The 17,701-nt window shown below is 65.2% G+C and carries 19 protein-coding genes; 12 read left to right on the top strand and 7 right to left on the bottom strand.

Going from position 1 to position 17,701, the window contains the following annotated elements; genetic code table 11:
• Positions 1-245: 245 nt before the first annotated feature.
• A complete protein-coding gene (locus tag A5766_RS25470; protein ID WP_082965440.1) occupies positions 246-587 on the top strand; it encodes a helix-turn-helix domain-containing protein in 342 nt (113 codons plus the stop codon).
• A gap of 199 nt (positions 588-786) precedes the next feature.
• The gene (locus A5766_RS04175; RefSeq protein ID WP_156527361.1) at positions 787-1,359 is read left to right on the top strand and encodes a hypothetical protein; all 573 of its coding nucleotides are present in this window, start codon (positions 787-789) and stop codon (positions 1,357-1,359) included.
• Positions 1,360-1,395: 36 nt separating this feature from the next.
• Here A5766_RS04175 and A5766_RS04170 read toward each other — a convergent pair whose 3' ends face one another.
• Together A5766_RS04170 and A5766_RS04165 are read right to left on the bottom strand one after the other, a co-directional pair.
• Positions 1,396-3,009: a UvrD-helicase domain-containing protein gene (locus A5766_RS04170; protein WP_064903524.1), complete on the bottom strand. Its 1,614-nt coding sequence runs from the start codon at positions 3,007-3,009 to the stop codon at positions 1,396-1,398.
• Positions 3,006-4,754: an ATP-dependent nuclease gene (locus tag A5766_RS04165; RefSeq protein ID WP_197501312.1), complete on the bottom strand. Its 1,749-nt coding sequence runs from the start codon at positions 4,752-4,754 to the stop codon at positions 3,006-3,008. Before A5766_RS04165 ends, A5766_RS04170 begins: the two co-directional genes overlap by 4 nt.
• Before the next feature lie 216 nt (positions 4,755-4,970).
• Here A5766_RS04165 and A5766_RS04160 point away from each other — a divergent pair, with 216 nt between their 5' ends.
• Positions 4,971-5,537, top strand: a complete 567-nt coding sequence (locus A5766_RS04160) for a recombinase family protein (protein ID WP_064903520.1) — start codon at positions 4,971-4,973, stop codon at positions 5,535-5,537.
• A 55-nt stretch (positions 5,538-5,592) separates the two neighbouring features.
• On the opposite strand, the gene A5766_RS04155 is transcribed toward A5766_RS04160, so the two are convergent.
• The 4 genes from A5766_RS04155 to A5766_RS04145 all read right to left on the bottom strand — a co-directional run bounded on the left by A5766_RS04155 (position 5,593) and on the right by A5766_RS04145 (position 11,886).
• Entirely contained in the window at positions 5,593-6,597 is a 1,005-nt protein-coding gene (locus A5766_RS04155; RefSeq protein ID WP_156527360.1) for a hypothetical protein, read from the bottom strand.
• A gap of 177 nt (positions 6,598-6,774) precedes the next feature.
• Positions 6,775-6,948 (bottom strand): hypothetical protein, encoded by a 174-nt coding sequence (locus A5766_RS24290; RefSeq protein ID WP_156527359.1) that lies wholly within the window; start codon positions 6,946-6,948, stop codon positions 6,775-6,777.
• A gap of 126 nt (positions 6,949-7,074) precedes the next feature.
• Positions 7,075-7,947, bottom strand: a complete 873-nt coding sequence (locus tag A5766_RS04150; RefSeq protein ID WP_064903515.1) for a hypothetical protein — start codon at positions 7,945-7,947, stop codon at positions 7,075-7,077.
• Between the two features lie 1,065 nt (positions 7,948-9,012).
• Positions 9,013-11,886 (bottom strand): DUF927 domain-containing protein, encoded by a 2,874-nt coding sequence (locus A5766_RS04145; protein ID WP_064903513.1) that lies wholly within the window; start codon positions 11,884-11,886, stop codon positions 9,013-9,015.
• Between the two features lie 148 nt (positions 11,887-12,034).
• On the opposite strand from A5766_RS04145, the gene A5766_RS24285 reads away from it, so the two are divergent.
• On the top strand, positions 12,035-12,298 hold the full coding sequence (locus tag A5766_RS24285) for a hypothetical protein (RefSeq protein WP_156527358.1): 264 nt from the start codon (positions 12,035-12,037) through the stop codon (positions 12,296-12,298).
• A gap of 207 nt (positions 12,299-12,505) precedes the next feature.
• Here the strand turns inward: A5766_RS24285 and A5766_RS04135 are convergent, their stop codons facing one another.
• Positions 12,506-14,053 carry a recombinase family protein gene (locus A5766_RS04135; RefSeq protein WP_064903508.1) on the bottom strand — a complete coding sequence of 516 codons (1,548 nt, stop codon included), beginning with the start codon at positions 14,051-14,053 and terminating at the stop codon, positions 12,506-12,508.
• Positions 14,054-14,352: 299 nt separating this feature from the next.
• On the opposite strand from A5766_RS04135, the gene A5766_RS25265 reads away from it, so the two are divergent.
• From A5766_RS25265 to A5766_RS04100, 8 genes are all read left to right on the top strand, one after another.
• Positions 14,353-14,475, top strand: coding sequence for a hypothetical protein (locus A5766_RS25265; RefSeq protein ID WP_269449444.1), 123 nt, complete (start codon positions 14,353-14,355; stop codon positions 14,473-14,475).
• Entirely contained in the window at positions 14,454-14,705 is a 252-nt protein-coding gene (locus A5766_RS04130) for a DUF1801 domain-containing protein (RefSeq protein ID WP_231894538.1), read from the top strand. Before A5766_RS25265 ends, A5766_RS04130 begins: the two co-directional genes overlap by 22 nt.
• Before the next feature lie 99 nt (positions 14,706-14,804).
• Positions 14,805-15,308, top strand: a complete 504-nt coding sequence (locus tag A5766_RS04125) for an acetyltransferase (protein ID WP_082965439.1) — start codon at positions 14,805-14,807, stop codon at positions 15,306-15,308.
• Positions 15,305-15,847 carry a putative immunity protein gene (locus tag A5766_RS24280; protein WP_197501309.1) on the top strand — a complete coding sequence of 181 codons (543 nt, stop codon included), beginning with the start codon at positions 15,305-15,307 and terminating at the stop codon, positions 15,845-15,847. The genes A5766_RS04125 and A5766_RS24280 overlap by 4 nt, the downstream gene beginning before the upstream one ends.
• Entirely contained in the window at positions 15,840-16,310 is a 471-nt protein-coding gene (locus tag A5766_RS04115; RefSeq protein ID WP_064903503.1) for a GNAT family N-acetyltransferase, read from the top strand. The genes A5766_RS24280 and A5766_RS04115 overlap by 8 nt, the downstream gene beginning before the upstream one ends.
• Before the next feature lie 34 nt (positions 16,311-16,344).
• Positions 16,345-16,779: a VOC family protein gene (locus A5766_RS04110; protein ID WP_064903501.1), complete on the top strand. Its 435-nt coding sequence runs from the start codon at positions 16,345-16,347 to the stop codon at positions 16,777-16,779.
• A gap of 50 nt (positions 16,780-16,829) precedes the next feature.
• Positions 16,830-17,171, top strand: a complete 342-nt coding sequence (locus tag A5766_RS04105; protein ID WP_064903498.1) for a DUF1801 domain-containing protein — start codon at positions 16,830-16,832, stop codon at positions 17,169-17,171.
• A gap of 125 nt (positions 17,172-17,296) precedes the next feature.
• Entirely contained in the window at positions 17,297-17,632 is a 336-nt protein-coding gene (locus A5766_RS04100; RefSeq protein WP_442902948.1) for a hypothetical protein, read from the top strand.
• Positions 17,633-17,701: the final 69 nt, after the last annotated feature.

Below are 17,701 nucleotides of genomic sequence, written 5' to 3'. Positions count from 1 at the left end.
GCCCGCCTACTCTGGCGGTGCCACACGGGTGGGGAATTCAGATGAGCATCACTGGGGAATTTCGATGAGCGCCGTCAGCCCACGTCCCACCGTCTCCGTCTGGGCCACTGATCCCTTCTGGTGCACCACCCCCGCTGCATGCCGTGAGCAGCAATGCTGCTGAGACCGCCAGTGCCGCCAGGGAGTTCCGTCGCATGAGTCCTTGTCCTTCAGGTCCAAAGTTGCTTCACTAGGAACCCACAGTAGTGCACTTTGGGGCACTGCACTTTAGTGCACCGACCGCCAGCGTTGGAGAGGTGCCCCGACTCAACTCTGACCTCCCCCCGAGGGTGCCGCGTCCCGACTTGCGTGCACTTGGGTGGGCGGTGAAGCAAGCGCGCGAGTCGCTGGGCTGGTCCATAGACCGACTTGCAGAGGAGACGGAGGTGAGCCGACGCACGATCTTGACCGTCGAGGCCGGTCAGAAGTCGCCCAACATCCGCACCCTGCACGCGCTGGCACATGGTCTAGGGGTTCCGGTTAGCGAACTGGTCGATCACGTGTGCGATGGGCACGAGCCTCCGTCTGGTGCCTCAGTGGCAACATGACCGGCGCGTCGGGCGATGGTGCCACGCTGGCGGATGCTGCGCTCTCGCCGGGCACGAGCGGCGTCCCGGTGCCGGCTATCGACTCGCTGCGAACACAGATCGAGTCCTCGATTGCTAGGTTCTCGGGATGAGGATCGTTCGCTACCCGTCTCGTGGGCGGCCATCTCCGCAGGTCGCGAACGAGTTGGAAGAACTGGTGATGCTGACCCAGGCAGCGATCTCGATTGTCAACACAGAACGCCGCGTCCTTGACCGCGACGCTCCTGCGGTCAATGCTTCGCTTCAGAACCACCTGCGGGGGGCTGCCTACGAGGTCACGGTTGTGGATCGGTTCTACCAGTTGGCCCAGCGAGCGTTCGAGCGGCGCGGCGTATCTGCCATGTGGGAGCGGCCATACCTGACGGGGAGCCGGGGTCGGCCACTTGCTACGGATGTCTCGTTGTTCGATTCCAAGGGAAGGACCGAGACACGCTTGGAGTTCGGACTCTACACACGCAAGAAACTCAAGGATGATGCCGAGAAACTGGCAAGCCTTAGGGCAACGGTGGAGCCGGGCTACCCGAAGGTTCGGAACCTACTCCTACTCTGGGTGGAGAAGGGCGACCGACTTTCCCAGAAGAGGGCTTCTGACCACCTCCGAGAGATGAAATCGGCGGCAGGTGGGATGAAGACGCCTACCGTCGAGGTGCGGCTGATTGCGGGGGTTGACCTCTTCGCGGAGACGGCAGGCCAACATCGTGTGGCCTATGTCGGACTCTTCCAAGTCTCCTGATCCGCCGAGGACGATCTCCTCGGCGAGTCATGGGGATCATGTCCCCGTCAGGCTCGCGAGAGAGGCCAGCGGGGCGACCTGGGCTGGTAGCCCCTGGCCCACGAGAAGCAGCACGACTCTGTGCCGGGCGCGCGAAAACACCACGTAGAGCAGCCGACTCGTGTTCTCGTACGGGGGCTTCTCATACTTCCCGAAGAAGTCTGTGGCGCGGAGGACAACGATGGTCGCGTCGGCCTCGCGGCCCTTGGTCTGATGCAGATTCATCAACTGCACATCCCCCGGGTCGTCCACCACATCGGTGAGGAGCCCAGACGCGGCCTGCTCCGCCTCACGTGCCAGCGCGAGTACGGCCGATTGTGAATCCCTGGCTCGCTTCGCCCGCGCGATCATCGGGCGCAAGATCGTGGTGGCCTGGCTCCAAGCGCGGGACTTCGCCGGTAGTCCAATCCGAGAGTGGGCGTCAGCAGCGATTCCGGTGGCGTCTGCCAGCGTCGCCTCCTCAAGTGCACGCCGGAGATCGCTGAGTCGCCTTCCCAGGCTCCCATCGACCTCCCGCATGATCTTCCAGGCGAGCGGCGGAACCTGAGAGCCCTTCTGCGCGCTGGCCACGAACACAGCGACGGACTGGAGCACCTCATCCCATTCGCTCGCCCCGGCTGCGTACTTGCACATCTCGACGTGCGCGAGGAGGGCGAGGCTCAGTGCGTCGGACATACCGGCGATGTCGTGGTCGATCTCCTGTTCCTGCAAACGGTCCGACAACTCAGCAAGCATGTCGTTGTGATGGCAGTAGACCCCAACACTGAGATTCTCCGCCGTCAACGCCTGAACCCACCGGGCCACGGACGTCCCCTCGTCGGCAGCGGTGATACTGCTCTCGACAACCATTCGCCCGGAGCGAAGCCCTTCATGGATTGCCTCGTGCTCGAACTCTCTTCGCATGATCGCTTGGGCGATTGCAGGAATCAGGCCGGTCTTATCTCGGTGGGAGGCCGGAGGTAGATGAACAACACCTTCGGCACCGGCTTCGTCGGCAGCATCCTCGATCCGCTCGGCGCGGACCCCAGCGCCGCTGAGGAACGATGCGTAGATGCACTGGTTTGGGTCGCCCAGGAGCATGCGGCGGGAGCCCGTAGACACTGAGTCGATCAACTCTGTCTGTAGGTCACCGGTGTCTTGATACTCATCAACGATAACCAGACCCCAACGACGTTCGACGTGTCGTCTGACGGCCGCCGACTCCTCCAGCACCTTCAGTGCTAGCGGGATCAGATCGTCGTACCCCAGAGCCTCGGGGTCCTCCAGCAGGCGTTGGTAAGCGGGCGGCCGTAGCACTGGATTTTCGTGACCCACGACCGCCCCAAAGCGCCGGACGATGGACCATGCCAAGGCATGGAAAGTCGTGACGTCGATCTGTGAGCCCCAAGGCCCGACAACACCACGAGCACGCTGCAAGACCCGACCCACAGACGCCCGCGAGAACGACAGGAAGAGCACGCGGTCGGTGACGTTCTGACGCTCCAGGTGAGCCCGAGCGGCGGCGCATGCCGTCGTCGTCTTCCCGGTGCCCGCTCCGCCAAGGACCACCAGGAGAGGCTGGGTGCACTCGATGACACGCCGCTGTTCTGCGGTTGGCTCGAACTCTGTCATGGATCGCTCAGCACGACCCGGCCGAGCGAGCCTTCATGAAGTTCACGGAGGACCGCTTCGGCAATCGGCGGTACGTATCGTCTAGGTAGTGCCTGGACCCAGGGCGCATGCAGTCCAGGGCTCTTCTTCAAGAGTTTCTTCCGCAGTACTGCTTGGACGAGAGCAGGCTCGTCCGTCTGATCAAGATCGTCCAGGTCCGGCAATCCCCAATCAGATGGAACCAACCCGTAGCCCGACACGATGCCCCCGATGGCTGTCCGGAGGGCTGGCGCATCCAGCCCGTGCACGAGTGCCCGCTCGATTGCCGTCCGCTCCGGCAGAATAATGAGTTGCTCGGTTAGGCCTTCAAGTTCGTCATAGAGGGCGTCGTCCTTCCCCGGAGCGTCGTTGTCGATTACGGCTCGCACGTGGAAGCCGAGTTCATTGGCGAGGCGGGCCAAGTCGGCGAGCCCGTCCTTGCCCCCGGTCGCCCCCGGCGCGCCGAGCAGACGCATCGACTGACTGGACAAGTCACCACCAACTCGCCCGAGCCGGCCCATCCGGCGCGCGACCGCCTCCAGCCCTTCAACATCGTGTGGCCCCTCGACCAGTACGACAGTCCTGCTGGTGCAGCCTGCGAGTAGGTGCGGCAGCAGGTCACGGCGTGCTCTCCTGACCTTCTTGTCGGAAGAGGGGGCTAGCCGATGGTGCATTCGGGACCCATGGCTGCGGGTCAGCCGTACGACTTCTTCTGGCTTGAACGCACGGAGTGGGTCCGCACGGCGGGCGGCTATCCAGATCTGGCTAGAGGCCCTTCTGAGCCTCAGCGCCAGGTGCTCTGCCCCTGAGGCATCAAGCGCGTCACCGAAGTCATCGGCCAGTACGACCAGACCCTCGTCCTTACGTCGTTTCGCTGAAGCCACGGCTTCTGCACTCGCGACAATGGCGCTAGCCGTCGAGCCGTGGCTGGATAATGGCAACGGCACGCCTCCATCCATGTCCAGGGCTGGGCGTAGAGCCCGCAGCAATCCAGCGAGGGAACCGTCCTCGGCCACGAAAGAGACGTCATCGGCGTCTTCGACGCCAAGCAGTGCGGTGACTCCAGCGTCGAGAACCTCGCCGACCGTCTTCGAGACCGCTTCGCTCTGGCTGAAGGTTTCGGTGGCCTCAGCGACGTTGATCACCAGGCCGTCGAGGGCGTCTGCCACCGCCCCGGGACGCGCACCATCCATGAGTGCACGAAACGCGCCTTCCGCGCGGACCTGTAGGGGCGTCTCAGCCTGCACCCAGGCCACGGGCAGTGCCTCTCGTTCGATCCGCCGTGCACGAGCAAAGGTGTCATTGGCGGGGTCGCTGTCCCGTGCCCAGTCCACCCAGTGTTCGCCCGTGTCAGTCTCGTTGTCGTACCGGGCGCGGTAGCACAGGCGAACACCCAACTCGGGCTCCTGCTCGTCATCCTTCGAGGCCGGCAGTCCGGTCTCGTGATTCAGCAACTCCAAGTACGGATCGAGTAGTTGCTCAAGGTCGTCGCCAAGATCAGTGAGCGAGACCTCGACCTCGGTCAGAGCGTCAGTGACCGGCTGGTGGATATCGAGGGGGTCAAGCCGCGTGCTCGTGCTTCGAGGGTGCAGGACCCTCCGCAACGCCAGGAGAAGGTCCGATCGTCCTGCTCTTGGCTCGCCAACGACAGCCACATGACCGTTGAGACTCAACTCCAGGGCCTCGAAGCCGCGAAACCTTTGAACACGGATGCGTGACACGAACACAGAGCACCTCCTCGCTGATAGTCCTGCGGTCGCGGTCAAGACCAGCAGGTCCAGCATGCCCGAAATCGACCGTTAGTGAAGCACCCGACACGGCAAGGACTTTGGGCTGCGGATCGCGTCTCAGAACTCGTGTCCGGAATCTATGTCCGTTTCGGTGACGTGTCGGTGGCTTCTGAGACAGTCGATGTACTGAAGCACCGAGAGAGGACAAGGACGATGGCGCTGGTGGGATACGCCCGAGTGAGCACCCAGGACCAAGACCCGGCCATGCAGGTCGATGCACTCCAGGCGGCGGATGCAGAGCGAGTGTTCACAGAGCACGCCTCCGGGGCAAAGACCGAGCGCCCGCAGTTGTCAGCCTGCCTGGACTACCTCCGACCCGGAGACACCCTCGCCGTCTGGCGACTTGATCGCCTCGGGCGCTCCCTGCCACACCTGCTCGAAGTTGTAGACGGGCTCAGGGAGCGGGGAGTGCACTTCCGAAGCCTCACCGAGGGGTTCGACACCAGCACGCCTGGAGGGAAGATGATCTTCCACGTCCTCGGAGCCCTGGCCGAGATGGAGCGTGCGCTGATCCAGGAGAGGACACGAGCCGGGCTGGCCGCTGCTCGTGCTCGGGGCCGCGTCGGCGGACGCAAGACCGTGATGACCCCAGGCAAGGCTCGCGCGGCACGGGCGCTGCTCGACGCGGGGACGCCCATGACGGAAGTTGCGGCCTCGCTGGGTGTCGGGCGTGCGACGCTCTACCGCTGGCTAGAGCGCGACGAGCCGGTCGCGGCCTGACCTGATTGGCCTACGCGGCCAGTTGCAGTGGAGGACAGGTCGTACGTCGTGCGCGTCATCCCCGGTACGGAATGCTCGAAGCATCCACCGATACATCGGGGTAGCCGTTGTCCCGGAGGAGTGCGGTGACCGTTGCGATCTCCCCGCTCACTTCGGTCCCGTATCTAGGGCCGATACGAACGCTTCGGATCGGCAGTGGCTGCACCTCCGTGACGCTGTACGCGCGGAGATCGGACTGATCGGCGGTCACCTTCAGGTATGCGGTTCGCCCCGAAGGCGAGAAGCCTCCGTCGCGATGATGAACGAACCCCTCGAATGGGGGCTTGATGAACGCGAGTCTCGTTTCCTCTTCCTCGGAGTACGCGGAGTGCTTGTTGAAGCACACAGAGGAGAGGTAGGCGGCTTCGAGGTGTTCTCCGAAGGCGATCTCGTCGGGGCGCAGCCCGCGCGACTTCGCGGCGAACTCATCAAGCAGATGCTCCACGATCCCATCGCTGCCGTGGAAGAGGCTGCCGCCTCGGGCCGAGTGGCCAGTGTCGTAGTCGCCGTAGGTGACTGCTCGCCACCAGGGGTACGGAGTGAAGCCAGGGCGGTGCAGAGTAGGTGCAGGTCCCAGTAAGCGGTACTCGGCGTCTCGGTCCAACTCGATGGCGTAACCGCGCCCGCCCGCGTACGACTTCCAGTGTTGGAGTTTGTCACCGTCAAAGCACGCCGACACGAAGAAGAAGCGCTGTTCGGTCACGGTCGCAGTCATGTCACGAAGCCAGCGATCAACCTCGTCGCGTGGCGCGTCCGGCACGAGGTTGTCGATCGATGCCTCCCAGGTGCGGAGAAGGCTGTCTGCTGCCCGAACGACCTCACTGGGATCGTTCAGCCCGCCGCTTTCGCTCGCCCACAGCAGGTTCCCTGTGACGATGCCTTCAAGTCCGCCCCACGTGGTGTAGTGCCACGGGTTGATCGCGAAGTCAACGTACCGACGCTCGGGCTGGTACGGATGCGGTTCGTGCCACCGAGCGGTTCGCTCAGCGGCACGAGCGTCGGTGCGGGAATGCGGGCCCATGGTCAGATTCTGGTCGCTCTGTGCATGCTCGTGGTGGAGCCAGCCCATGGTGCCGTGCTCACCCAACTCCGACCCGCGCTCGTTCGTGGCGGTTGCCTACTCGTCAAGCGAAGGGCGAGCACGACGGCAGCCTCACTCCAGAGCCCGGTGATCGACGTAGGCACCTTGCCGAGACGCTCAGCCGTGCTGCTTCTCCTCATGAATACTGCGAGGTGCGGCGCCTGTGTCCGACCATCCGTCGTAGGTCCTAATCCCCGGGCGCTGCTCGTCGTCAGTACGGGCAGCGTCGTCTGCCTCCTCAGCGGCAATCTGCGCCTCGATCTCATCTAGGTGGTGAGCGTCCTGGGTCATGGCGACAGAGTAGGCGGGCGCACCGACACGATTCGTTGATTGGCTATCGGGCCGGGCCTCACCGAGGAGGACGTGAGGGCTGCGGTGCTGGGAGATGCGGGACTGCGCTGGGTGCTGGCCGACTAATCACGACTCGCGCGAGGGACGGGCACGCTCCAGAACCTGGCAATAGAAGACCTCAGTCTGACGCTCCCCGTCGAGGACGGAATGCGCCTTTACCTGGGCATCGAGCGTCACCACATCACCGACCAGAAGGCGGTAGTCCTCACGTGCCTGCCAGGTCACGAGGTCCCGCTCTGCCGTGCGCAGGTAGTACACCGTGTAGACGTGTGAGGGGTCGTCCGATCCGGGGACAGCGCCGATCAGTTCCACCTCCGCGACCACGGGAATCCGCTCACCCACCTCCCCATGCCATGACCCGGAGGGAGGTACTGCGGGGTCGGGCATTGAGTCGGTGTGGAAGCGGAACAGGACCTCGGCCACCTGGTCAGGGGTGGCCTGCCCCTGAGCCAAGGCAGCACTCCCACGCTCCCGCTCCGCCCAGTACATGCGGTATGTCTCGGCAGTCGCTTCACGGATGCGGGCTCTGCTCTCGCGTATCCACAGCCAGGCACCGATGAGCAGTCCCGGGATGATGAAGCCGCCGAAGCCGACGAGTGCTGCGACCATCAGCGAGGGGATGACCTTCTCGGCAGCGGCCCCCTCCTGGCCGGTTCCCTCGATGACCGCCACGGCGATGACGAGGGTGACCAGCCAAGCCCCGAAGCCCCCGAGACCTATCCCCAGGAGGTACCGGGACACGATCCCTCTCTGACGGCGTGGTGTGAGCGAGAAGGCGGGCTGTACTCCGTGCGGAAGGCTGCCAGTGGTCAGCAGCGAGTCGAGATCGCGCTGCACGTCCTGGTCCATGACCATGGTGTCCTTGCCGCGAGCCCCCAGCCCTGCGACCGCGCCTACTGCGGCGGTGCCAACCGCCCCAGCCACATATGGATTCGCCATGACCTACCTCCTGCCTCTGAGACCGAGCCTATTCGGCGGGTCAGACAGCGGGCGATGGTGAGAGTTGAGTGTGCCCCCCAGCGTGGGCAGTGCCAGGGCTACGCCGAGGACAGGTGCCGTGCTCCCAGGTCGCGCGCACTGACTTGGTGCCCACGCGCACAGCGGAGGTCCCCAACGTCGAGGTCTGTCCCTCGCGGTCCCGAGTTCACGCAGTACCCCCGCCCGTTGAGAGGCCGGTAGTGCCGCTTCTCGGGCGACCCCTCCGGCCCTTCCGCGCCCGTGCCCGTCCCCGCCCAGCGACCGGCCTACACGAGACGGGTGAGCCCAGGGACCCCGCCTCGCAGTACGACCCGCCCGTCCCGCACGAAGCCAGCCACCTCCCGTTTCCAGCAGCGGGTAGGCCACGTCCTCCGGGTGCATAGACCGACTCAGCCCGAGATCAGGCACTCCAGCCCACCGACCCGAATCTCCGCACGTGCCCGGTCTCACGACCAGCGGTGCGCTTGCCCCTGCTCCGGACGACGACCTCTGTTCTGCCCATCTATCCGGGTAGCACGGGCTGCCTCGGAATCATCCTGTTGCTCGCGCTACTGCGGTAGCGCCTACCTTCCTTCAACCCGTTCAGCGGAGTTCTCCTTCACGGCAACAACGAGCAGATTCCATTCCACGCCCACCAGGTCCGACGCAGGGGTCGCTGAAGCACACTGTGCTGCTCCTCGGCGGAGCCTCGGCGAGGGGCCAGCAGAGTCCGGATCACGCGGTGAACGGGGGTCAAACCCGTGCAGAGTTGCCCTGCAACTGCTATCAGCGCCATTTGCACCGTCATTCGCAGGGTCAACTGCATAGGAATGCCGGGTGCCGCACCATCTCTCCAACAACCCCACGGCGAAGGCGGCGCGGCGGCGCAAGAGCGGGCGCACGACGAGCCCTGGAGTCGCACTCGGTAGCGAGTGCCGTCAGAGCCGATGACGCTGCCCACTGTGACTTCGCCCAGGCGGACATGACCTCGGTGCGGGTGAGGGCGTCGAGCAGGGCATCGCTGGGGTCGTTTAGGCGGTCATCGGGTCACCCCCACGCGCCGCCGAGCAGGTGAGTCACCCGAGACACGCTGGGCACTGTGTGCGGGGTATATGCACCCGTAGAGCCAGTTTCAGGCCCTTCCAGGCCCTCCAAAGGCCCGAAATCGCCGGAAACTTGCGTCACGTGCTCACCCCAGGGTGTCTCAGGTGTCTCACCTGGGTGCAGGAGGTATTCCCCCTGGTCAGAAGGCATCTCTCTCTGAGACACCCCGGTGTCTCGGTGGTGTCTCACGGTGTCTCGACCTGAGTCATCCTGTGCCACCCCTGAGACACCCCGGTGTCTCACCTCGGCGGCCTCTCCCAGCGCGTCGGCGCTCAGGTGCAGCACCCGGCGCTGTCGGCCCTGGAGGCGCACTCGCACGCCGGTCTTTCCGCTCGGTTCATGGCTCTGGAGCAGCCCTCCGTCCGAGAGCCGCGACCGCAGGGTCTCCAGGTCGATGCTCAGCCCTTCACCAGCCGTCTTCGCGGCGGTGTATGCGGCCTCGGGATCGAGCCAGAGATCGGTCCCCTCTGTCCAGCCGATCCGAGCGCCCATGTCGGTCATCACGCCGTCACGAGAGCGCCAGCCCCACGCGCCGGGCTCGCTCGGCGGGCAACCTCCATCGCGTGCGGCGACGTGGGCACGCCCGGATGACACGGCGGAGCCGAGCAGCACGAGGAATCGCTGTGCCGGGTCGGTCTCGCCCACGGCCACATTCGCCGCCTCCGCAGCGGCCAGCAGCGCCGTCCACCCACGCTGCCAGAGTCGGTCACGCTGCTCGTCGGTGATCGCGCCGACTTCGATGGCGAACTCCAGCCAGACCTTCCAGCCCCATGCGAGCGAGGCGATGCCGGTGGCCGTCCGGCGGTGCAGAGCGGAGACCTGGCCGCGCAGCGCAGCAATCTCTTCGCCTCGGCGTCCGTGCACGTCATCGAGATGAGGGGCCAGCCAGCGCAGGTAGGACGCGAGGGCGGCGGCGTAGGTTCCTCCGGCGGCGTGCTGCTGGGCGCCACTGAGCGACTGCCAGTTCACGTCGCCCGGTCGAACCTCCAGCGTCATCATCCGGGCTCGGAGGCTCTGGCCGCGCGGCACTTCTTCGCCGGTCACCAGAATCATGCCGCGAGCCGGGCGAGCGGCCCGCAGCGTGCCGTCTTTCGCCATTCGGCCACGCCCTGCGCCGTTGCCCGCGCCTCGGATGAGGCGGTCAGCAGCACCGTGCAGCCGGTCGGCATCGCGAGGTGATCCACTCGCCACGAAGTCGTCCACCGTCAGGAGCGCGTCTGCGGCGAGGAACGCCTGCTCCTCCAACGAGTTCGCTGTTGAGGACCACGAAGCCGGGAGAGAGCGCGCGTTCATGGCCGAGCCGTAGTGCTGCTGCGCGAGAGCGGCGAGTTCGCTCTTGCCGATGCCAGTCTGCCCGTGCAGGCCCACGGCCATATCCACCCCACCGAGGGGTGCGCGGACAACCGCCGCCAGCAGTGGCAGGGTGATTCGGTCGGGTGCCACGTCGAGAATGGACAGCGATGCTTGCACGTCCTCGACGCCTCCTGGCTTCGGCAGTGTGTAGCCGGTGAGGGTCCCGTGGAGGTTGACCTCCACACCTTCGACGGGCCCGTGCGCTCCGATGGCTCCGCCCGCGTGCAGGCAGACCCACTCGCCGTCGATTTGCCGCCAGCCGATCTGTCCCATCACCCGCACCTCGGCGGGGTCGGAGACTGCCTGGATCGCAGCGCGAGCATGGTCCCTGATCCCGCGGCCCGCTTCGACCACTGCCGCCGGGCCGAGTTCAGGGATCACCCACTCCATTCGAGAGAACTCCGACGCGGTGACCGAGGCCATGCGTGTGCGTCCGGCAACGGTCGCCTTGATGTCGAGGCGGCGCTGGACTTCCGCCCCGTCGTCCACCTCAGTTGAGGCCACGATGTGCGCTGTGAAGTTCGTCAGGCGCGTCGCGGTGATCTCGCTCTCCCCGTCGCGCCCCTCTCGCTCACGCAGCAGGTAGAGCCCGTTCTCGCGTGCCTCGTACCAGGTCCCACTACTGCCGCCAGCACCTGCGCTGGTCGCTTCCCCGGCTGTCTGCTCTTCATCGCCTTCGGCACCCTCGACCGGCACGAAATCGTCCAGACTCCGGCCCGCGGATAGGTGGTCTGCAGCGTCCTTGCCCTCGGCAGGCTCGACCAGCCGGACGCTCATCGCGATGCCCTCAAGGGAGCGTGCGACCTGCTGCTGGTGGGCTGCTCCAGGCTTGTCTCGGTCACGGGTGATGATGACCCTCGCGCCCCGCAGGTGCTCAGCGTGCGTGCTCGACCACTTGCCCGCGCCGCCCGCGTTGCAGGTGGCCGTTACGCCTGCGGAACGTAGAGCCTCCACGTCCTTCTCGCCCTCTGCGATCCAGATGGTCTCGCCTGCCGCGATGGCCTGCTGGACCTCCGGGAGGCGATAGGGGATTCCGCGCTGCTCAGGGCGCAGGTCGCGCACGCTCCAAGCCCAGCCAGAGCGCGACCCGGCGTCCGGTCGGCGCTGGAGGAAAGCCTTTCCTCCGCCCGGTTTGCGGGCGCGGATCACCTCGAAGGCGAGTACCCCGTCGGCAGAGCAGTATTCGTACGACTCTCCCCACTCCAGGTCACGTGGGAGCCAGCGGTCGTCGGGCCGGCGAGCCTCGCGGGTCTCGTCATAGAGGTCGCGGGCTACCAACCCCAGCGCCTCAAGTACTTCGTCCGTGGAGCAGCCTGCGTGGCAGTAGATCAACACACGGTCTGCCTCACGCCTGACGCTGAGAGACGGATTGCGGTCGTCGTGGGCGGGGCATCGGGCCATGGCGGTGGAGCCTCTACCGCGCACACCATCGAGACGCTCGACCAAGCGGTCGAAGGCGGTCATGAGCGATCACCGCCTCGATATGTGTTCTCCGTGTCCCTCTGGGACCCGAGGAGACGGCGAAGCCGGTCCACCTGGTCGCGTGTGAGGCTTGGCCAAGTGGCGACCTGCGCTCGTGCGGCGGCTTGGATCACGCGCTCGTCACGTGGTCGTGTCTGATTCCTCATGCCGAATCACCTCGGCTGTCATCGACTGGAAGCGCGGCGACCAGCGCCAGGATGGACTGGCGCTGGTGATTCGTGAGGGCAACCGTGACTCCCTCTGCCAAGGCACGCCGAGCGCGCGCCACCTGGAAGCGCTGACGCGCGGCATGTACCTCGCGGGCATTTCCGTGTCGGACCGCGCGAGCCAGTTCCACCTGCGCGAGTTGCGCCGTGCGGGCCAGTTGCGACTTGCTCTTCATAAGAGCAATTAGGTCGCAGATCGAAATAGCGGAAAACTGCTTCACTAAGGCCGAGAGGCAGGCCGCTATTGCCTAGATTGGGTGCTTCGCTAAGCGCTGGGTCGCCTGCTTCAAGGCGTTCGTACACATGCCGCCCGTCCCCTCAAAAACTTTGATTGCAGGGTTATTCTTCGGCGTGTCGCAAGCCCAACGGAAGAACTCGTGGGTCGGATTCACCGGCTACGCGGGGGTGATGGTTACCGTGGCTGGGTCGAATGGCTTTCGTCCTCGGGGGTGTGGATGCAGGCGCACCTCGCAGAGTGCATCTATGACCGATCGCTTCGTCGCGAGGTCTGCGGCGTCAAACGCGGTCACGGGATCCTTCGCGGCGAAGACCTCGCTCGCGTTCGTCCCAGACGCCAGCCGTACACGTTCGGCTTCGAGGGCGGTGATGGCGGCTTCGGCCTTGTCCCGGATTCGGGTCAGATCGCGTCCTTCGATGATCTCCCCATCGTAGTCGGCCTGTGCGCGGGCGATTCGTCCACGATGCTGCTCGATCTCGGCGGCGATTACGCCCATCCGAGGCTCATCGCGGCTGGGGAGCAGGTTGCGCAGGTCGGGTCGCGCGAGGCGCACTCGTACCGTCTCGATGACGTAGGCGTCGATCTGCGCCATTGACCGCATGATGTGCCCGGCGCAGCGGTAGCGCTGGGAGTGAGCGCGAACTGGTCGCCCACACTCATCGCCTGTAGCGAGATCGACCCAGCCGCAGAGGTAGAGGCCCGAGCCAAGATGCTTCCTATCGGTGCCCGCGCGGTTGGTCCGTCGCTGCGGGTCGTCAAGACGCTCCTGCACCGCCCACCACGTCCCTTCATCTACGAGTTGCTCCCACTGGCCGCGCACCGGGTCGCCGGACTCGTCTCGGAGAATCGCTGCTCGCCACGAGCGACGGCGGTCTCCATTCTTCAGCACGGTCTTCGGTGTGTAGGTGGAGTATCCGGCGTACCTCGGGTTGCGCAGGATACCGAGGACAGTACTGGGGCTCCATGGTTCGTCGTCGGGGACAGGGCGCGGCTTCAAACCCCGTTGTGCGCGGATGGCGTTGCGTTCCTGCATCAGGGTGCGGCTGTGGCGGGGGAGAGGTGGCACGTTCGGTAGGTCAGTTCCGGTTCGGCCTGAGAGCGCCGCAGCGATGCCTCGCAGCGATGCTCCTGCGGCGAACTTGGAATAGATTACCTTGACGGTCTCTGCCTCGTGCTCGATGACATCGCCCTGGACGGTGTAGCCGAGGGGGCGTACACCCTTCGGAGCACGCCCTTGCGCTGCTCGCTGTGCCTGTGCAGCACTCTGGCGGGCGCTCTTACGTTCGACCTCCGACCGAGCGACTGCGGCCTTCACGCGCGCGAAGAGTCGTCCGGCGTCGGTGCCCAGGTCGGCCTCGCCATTGGCCGTCACGATTCTCAGGCCGCGATCCTCGGCCAAGTCGATCCAGTCCTCCAGTTGGCGAGGCTGGCGAGTCAGGCGGTCGAGGTCCCAGCAGACGAGGGCATCCCAACGCCCCGCACTGAAGTCGGCCACCAGGCGGTCGTAGTCAGGTCGACTGACGGATCGGTCCGTGGCCGAGATCGACTGATCCACGTAGAGCAGGCGGTCGAGGTCGATGTGCCAATTACGACGCTCTGCCTCCGCGATGCAGTCCCCTCGCTGACGGTCGATGGCTAGGCCGTCCATCTCTCGGTCCTGACTGATCCGTAGGTAGATCGCGGCGCGGACAGGTCGTGTGCCCATGTACCAAGTCTACCAATAAAAGGTTATTCTGCTACGGAACGTGGTCGAGTTCCGGTTCAATGTGTAGCGGCGTCGTCCCTCACGTCGTTGGCTCGGCCACGCATTTGCTCGCGCCCACCCGTGGCGGTCAGTTAGCCTGATTGGCGGCAGGGGATCCTGCCGACTGCACTTCCAGGCACAGATGCCTGAATCATTGCGGAGAGGCCCGACTCACTCGGGACATGTCCGGATGGGGTGTGGCGCACCAGTGCGCCGACTTCACAGCCGATGTGTGACATCGGCTGACGAGAGGACATGACATGGCATCGAAGGATGAGAAGAACCTCGCGGCGGTTGCCGACAAGATCGCGAAGATGAAGGAGCCCGAGCGCTCGCTGGTTCAGCGGCGCACGAGGTCATCATGGCCGCCGAGCCAACGCTGAAGCCGAGAATTTGGTACGGCATGCCCGCGTACGCCAAGTCGGCGAGTTCGCCTGCACTGGTGACGCTGCGTAACGACGAACGCATCAACCTCGCCCTCACCGAGAAGGTCACGCTCAACCCGGGTGGCGGCATCGACGGAACGCTGATGCCGGCGGCATGGTACTTCGACACCCTCGACGAATTCACGGAGAAGCGGATCGCGGACATCGTCCGATCCGCGCTTTCCTGAGTCCGACGAACCGAGACCGGCTGGACCGCGCTGTGCTTTGAAACGCCGCGGCATTTCACGACGCCGCAGCATGCGGCGCGGTTCGGCCGCGTACGTTGTCTGCATGCCCATAGCTGTGCACGCCAGACGATTTCGCGCGCTGCTCGGGGCCGCTTCGTGATTGTGCGGATCGCGGTTCCGGACGACTATTCGCGGCTCGTCGAAGTCTGGCGTAGCGCCGTCGATGCAACACATCATTTTCTACGTCCAGCGGACCGGGACGATATCGAGCAGCACCTGGCGGCCGACTACTTTCCGCAGGTGCGGCTGGTCGTCGCAGAAGTCGACGGTCAGATCGTCGGCTTCGCGGGCACAGCAGGGGACAACCTCGAGATGCTGTTCGTCGACGCTGCTCACCGGGGAACCGGTGTCGGCAGTGTGCTTCTCGCCCACGCCGTCGACGACTACGGAATCAGTCGTGTGGATGTCAACGAGGACAACGTCGACGCGGTCGCGTTCTACCGTCGCCGTGGTTTCGTGGAGGTCGAGCGAAGTGCGCTCGACGACCAGGGCAGGCCCTACCCGATACTTCGGATGGCCCGACTCACATCAGGAGATCTGTGACATCGGTTCAAACGCTCAGCGAAACCGATCGACGCCTGGTGGCGCGGTGGGCGGTCGCATGCGCCGAGCGGGTTCTCCCGCTTTTTGAGGCCGACGACCCTGCGCGCGCCGACATCGACGACGCCCTTGCGCGCACACGCGCCTACAGCGCAGGACACGGGACCAGTGCGGAGGAGATCAGCAAGCGGATGATCGCCGTCAAGGCGGCGGGCGCAGCGAGCACGCCGGCGGGAGCCGCCGCGGCGAGGTCCGTCGCGCAGGCGTCGGCGGTGGCACACATGGGTGCCCACGCACTCGGGGCCGCCGCGTACGCGGTGAAGGCCGTCGCACTCTCGAGTCCCGGCAATCAGGCGGCCGTCGACGACGAAATTCGGTGGCAGCTAGCTGAATTGACTGATGAGGAGCGGGCAGCCCTGCGGAAGCTCCCGACGCTCGGCTCCGATTCGGCCGGTCCGTTGGGGCAGGGCTTGCTCGCGCGCGGCATTCTCGGTTCGACGATCCGCGAGCTCCAGACGAACATCGGAACCCGTCGTGACTGAGGTGTCGCGGCTCGACGTCGACGACGCCGGCGAGATCCTGACCATGCAGCGAGCGGCCTACATCACCGAGGCTCAACTCCACGATGACCTGACCATGCCCGCGCTCACACAGTCTGTCGACGACCTCGTCGCTGAACTCGAATCGCTCCACGTAACCGCACTCGGAATCAGACTGGGCGCGAGGCTCGTTGCAGCGCTGCGACTTTCGGTACACGGCGAGGTCGCCGAGGTCGGCCGCCTGACGGTGGTCCCCGATCTGCAGGGTCAAGGTCTCGGCAGCACGTTGCTCGCCGCAGTCGACGGCTGGGTGCCTCCATCGGTCACGCGAGTCGAGTTGTTCACCGGCGAGCGCAGCGTCGCCAACATCCGACTCTACGAGCGGAAAGGTTTCGTGGAGTTCAAGCGCGAGAACGTCGGGATCTACGACCTCGTGTTCCTCGCAAGGACAATCACCCATCAGTGAGGTCGTAGCCCGCGCCGCGGCTACCCTCGACCACATGCCCATCTCCCTCGAAAACGTCGGCATCGCGGTCGACAGCCTCGACGCCGCAATTGCGTTCTTCACCGATCTCGGCCTCACCGTCCTCGGACGCGACGAGGTCAGCGGCGAATGGGCCGACACCGCAGTCGGACTCGACGGCAACCACGCAAAGATCGCGATGCTCGCCACGCCCGACGGCGCGGGTCGCCTCGAACTCTTCGAGTACATCCACCCGGACGCCATCGAGACGTCGCCGACGCTGCCCAACGAGATCGGCATGCATCGTGTCGCGTTCTCCGTCGACGACATCGACGACGCCCTCGCCATCGCCGCGCGGCACGGATGCCACCCGCTGCGCGGCGTCGCCAACTATCAGGACGTCTACAAGCTCACCTACGTTCGCGGGCCGAGCGGAATCATCGTCATGTTTGCGCAAGACCTGACGAAGTAGCGGCACGCGAAGGGCTGATACCTCGTCGCCCACCGACTACGGTGACCTGCATGGCAGACGACTGGCGCGAATCGCGGGCCAACGAGGTGCGCACCCTGATCATGCGGGCCGACCCCGACATCACCGAAGAGATCAAATGGCGCAAACCCTCCAATCCGGATGGCGTTCCGACGTTTTCGCTCGACGGCCTGATCTGCACGCTCGAGACCTACAAGGACAAGATCAAGCTCACGTTCGCCAAGGGTGCGTCGCTGCCTGATCCGGCGAAGGTGTTCAACGCCAGCCTTACCGCGGGGACTCGCCGCGCCATCGACATCAAAGAGAACGACACCGTGGACGACGACGCATTCGTCGCCCTGGTGCAGTCAGCGGTGGCACTCAACAGGGAATGACCGCGCTCAGCATGTTTGCCTGTCAACGACTTTCCGCTGCCAACCAAGCGCAGTTTCGATAACGATTTCGGCGGAAGCCCCCCGAGCGCGTGCACCTGCGCGACGACGTGGTCAATACTGCACCGGTGAACTTCCGCATGCGATCGATGTTCTCCGCTCTGCCGGTGGTGCTGCTTGCCGTGATCGGACTGCTGCTCTCCGGCCCTGGCACCAGCGCCGCAGCTGGTTGGCGCTACACGATGGTGGGGTTCAGCAACGCCAGCGACTTGTACATGGACGTCTACCAGTCGTCGAATGGCACTGACTTCACTCCGCTGGCGAAGCCCGCGTACCGTCCGCCGACCGGGCGCGTGCGTGACCCGAGCATCTTCCGCCACACCGACGGCTTCTACTACGTGACCTACACGACGGTCGACGGCGCGAACCTAGCCTCGGGCTTTCATGCTGATTTCTTGTCGTAAACGAAGATTGGTGCCCTGACCTGGGATAATTCGACTTGCGAAGGTCCGAATATCTCATGATCGAGGAGC

This window comes from Gordonia sp. 852002-51296_SCH5728562-b (assembly GCF_001665475.1).
GTDB lineage: Bacteria > Actinomycetota > Actinomycetes > Mycobacteriales > Mycobacteriaceae > Gordonia > Gordonia sputi.
Note: the sequence above shows the minus strand (reverse complement) of the source record. Positions and strands in the feature narration are given on the sequence as shown.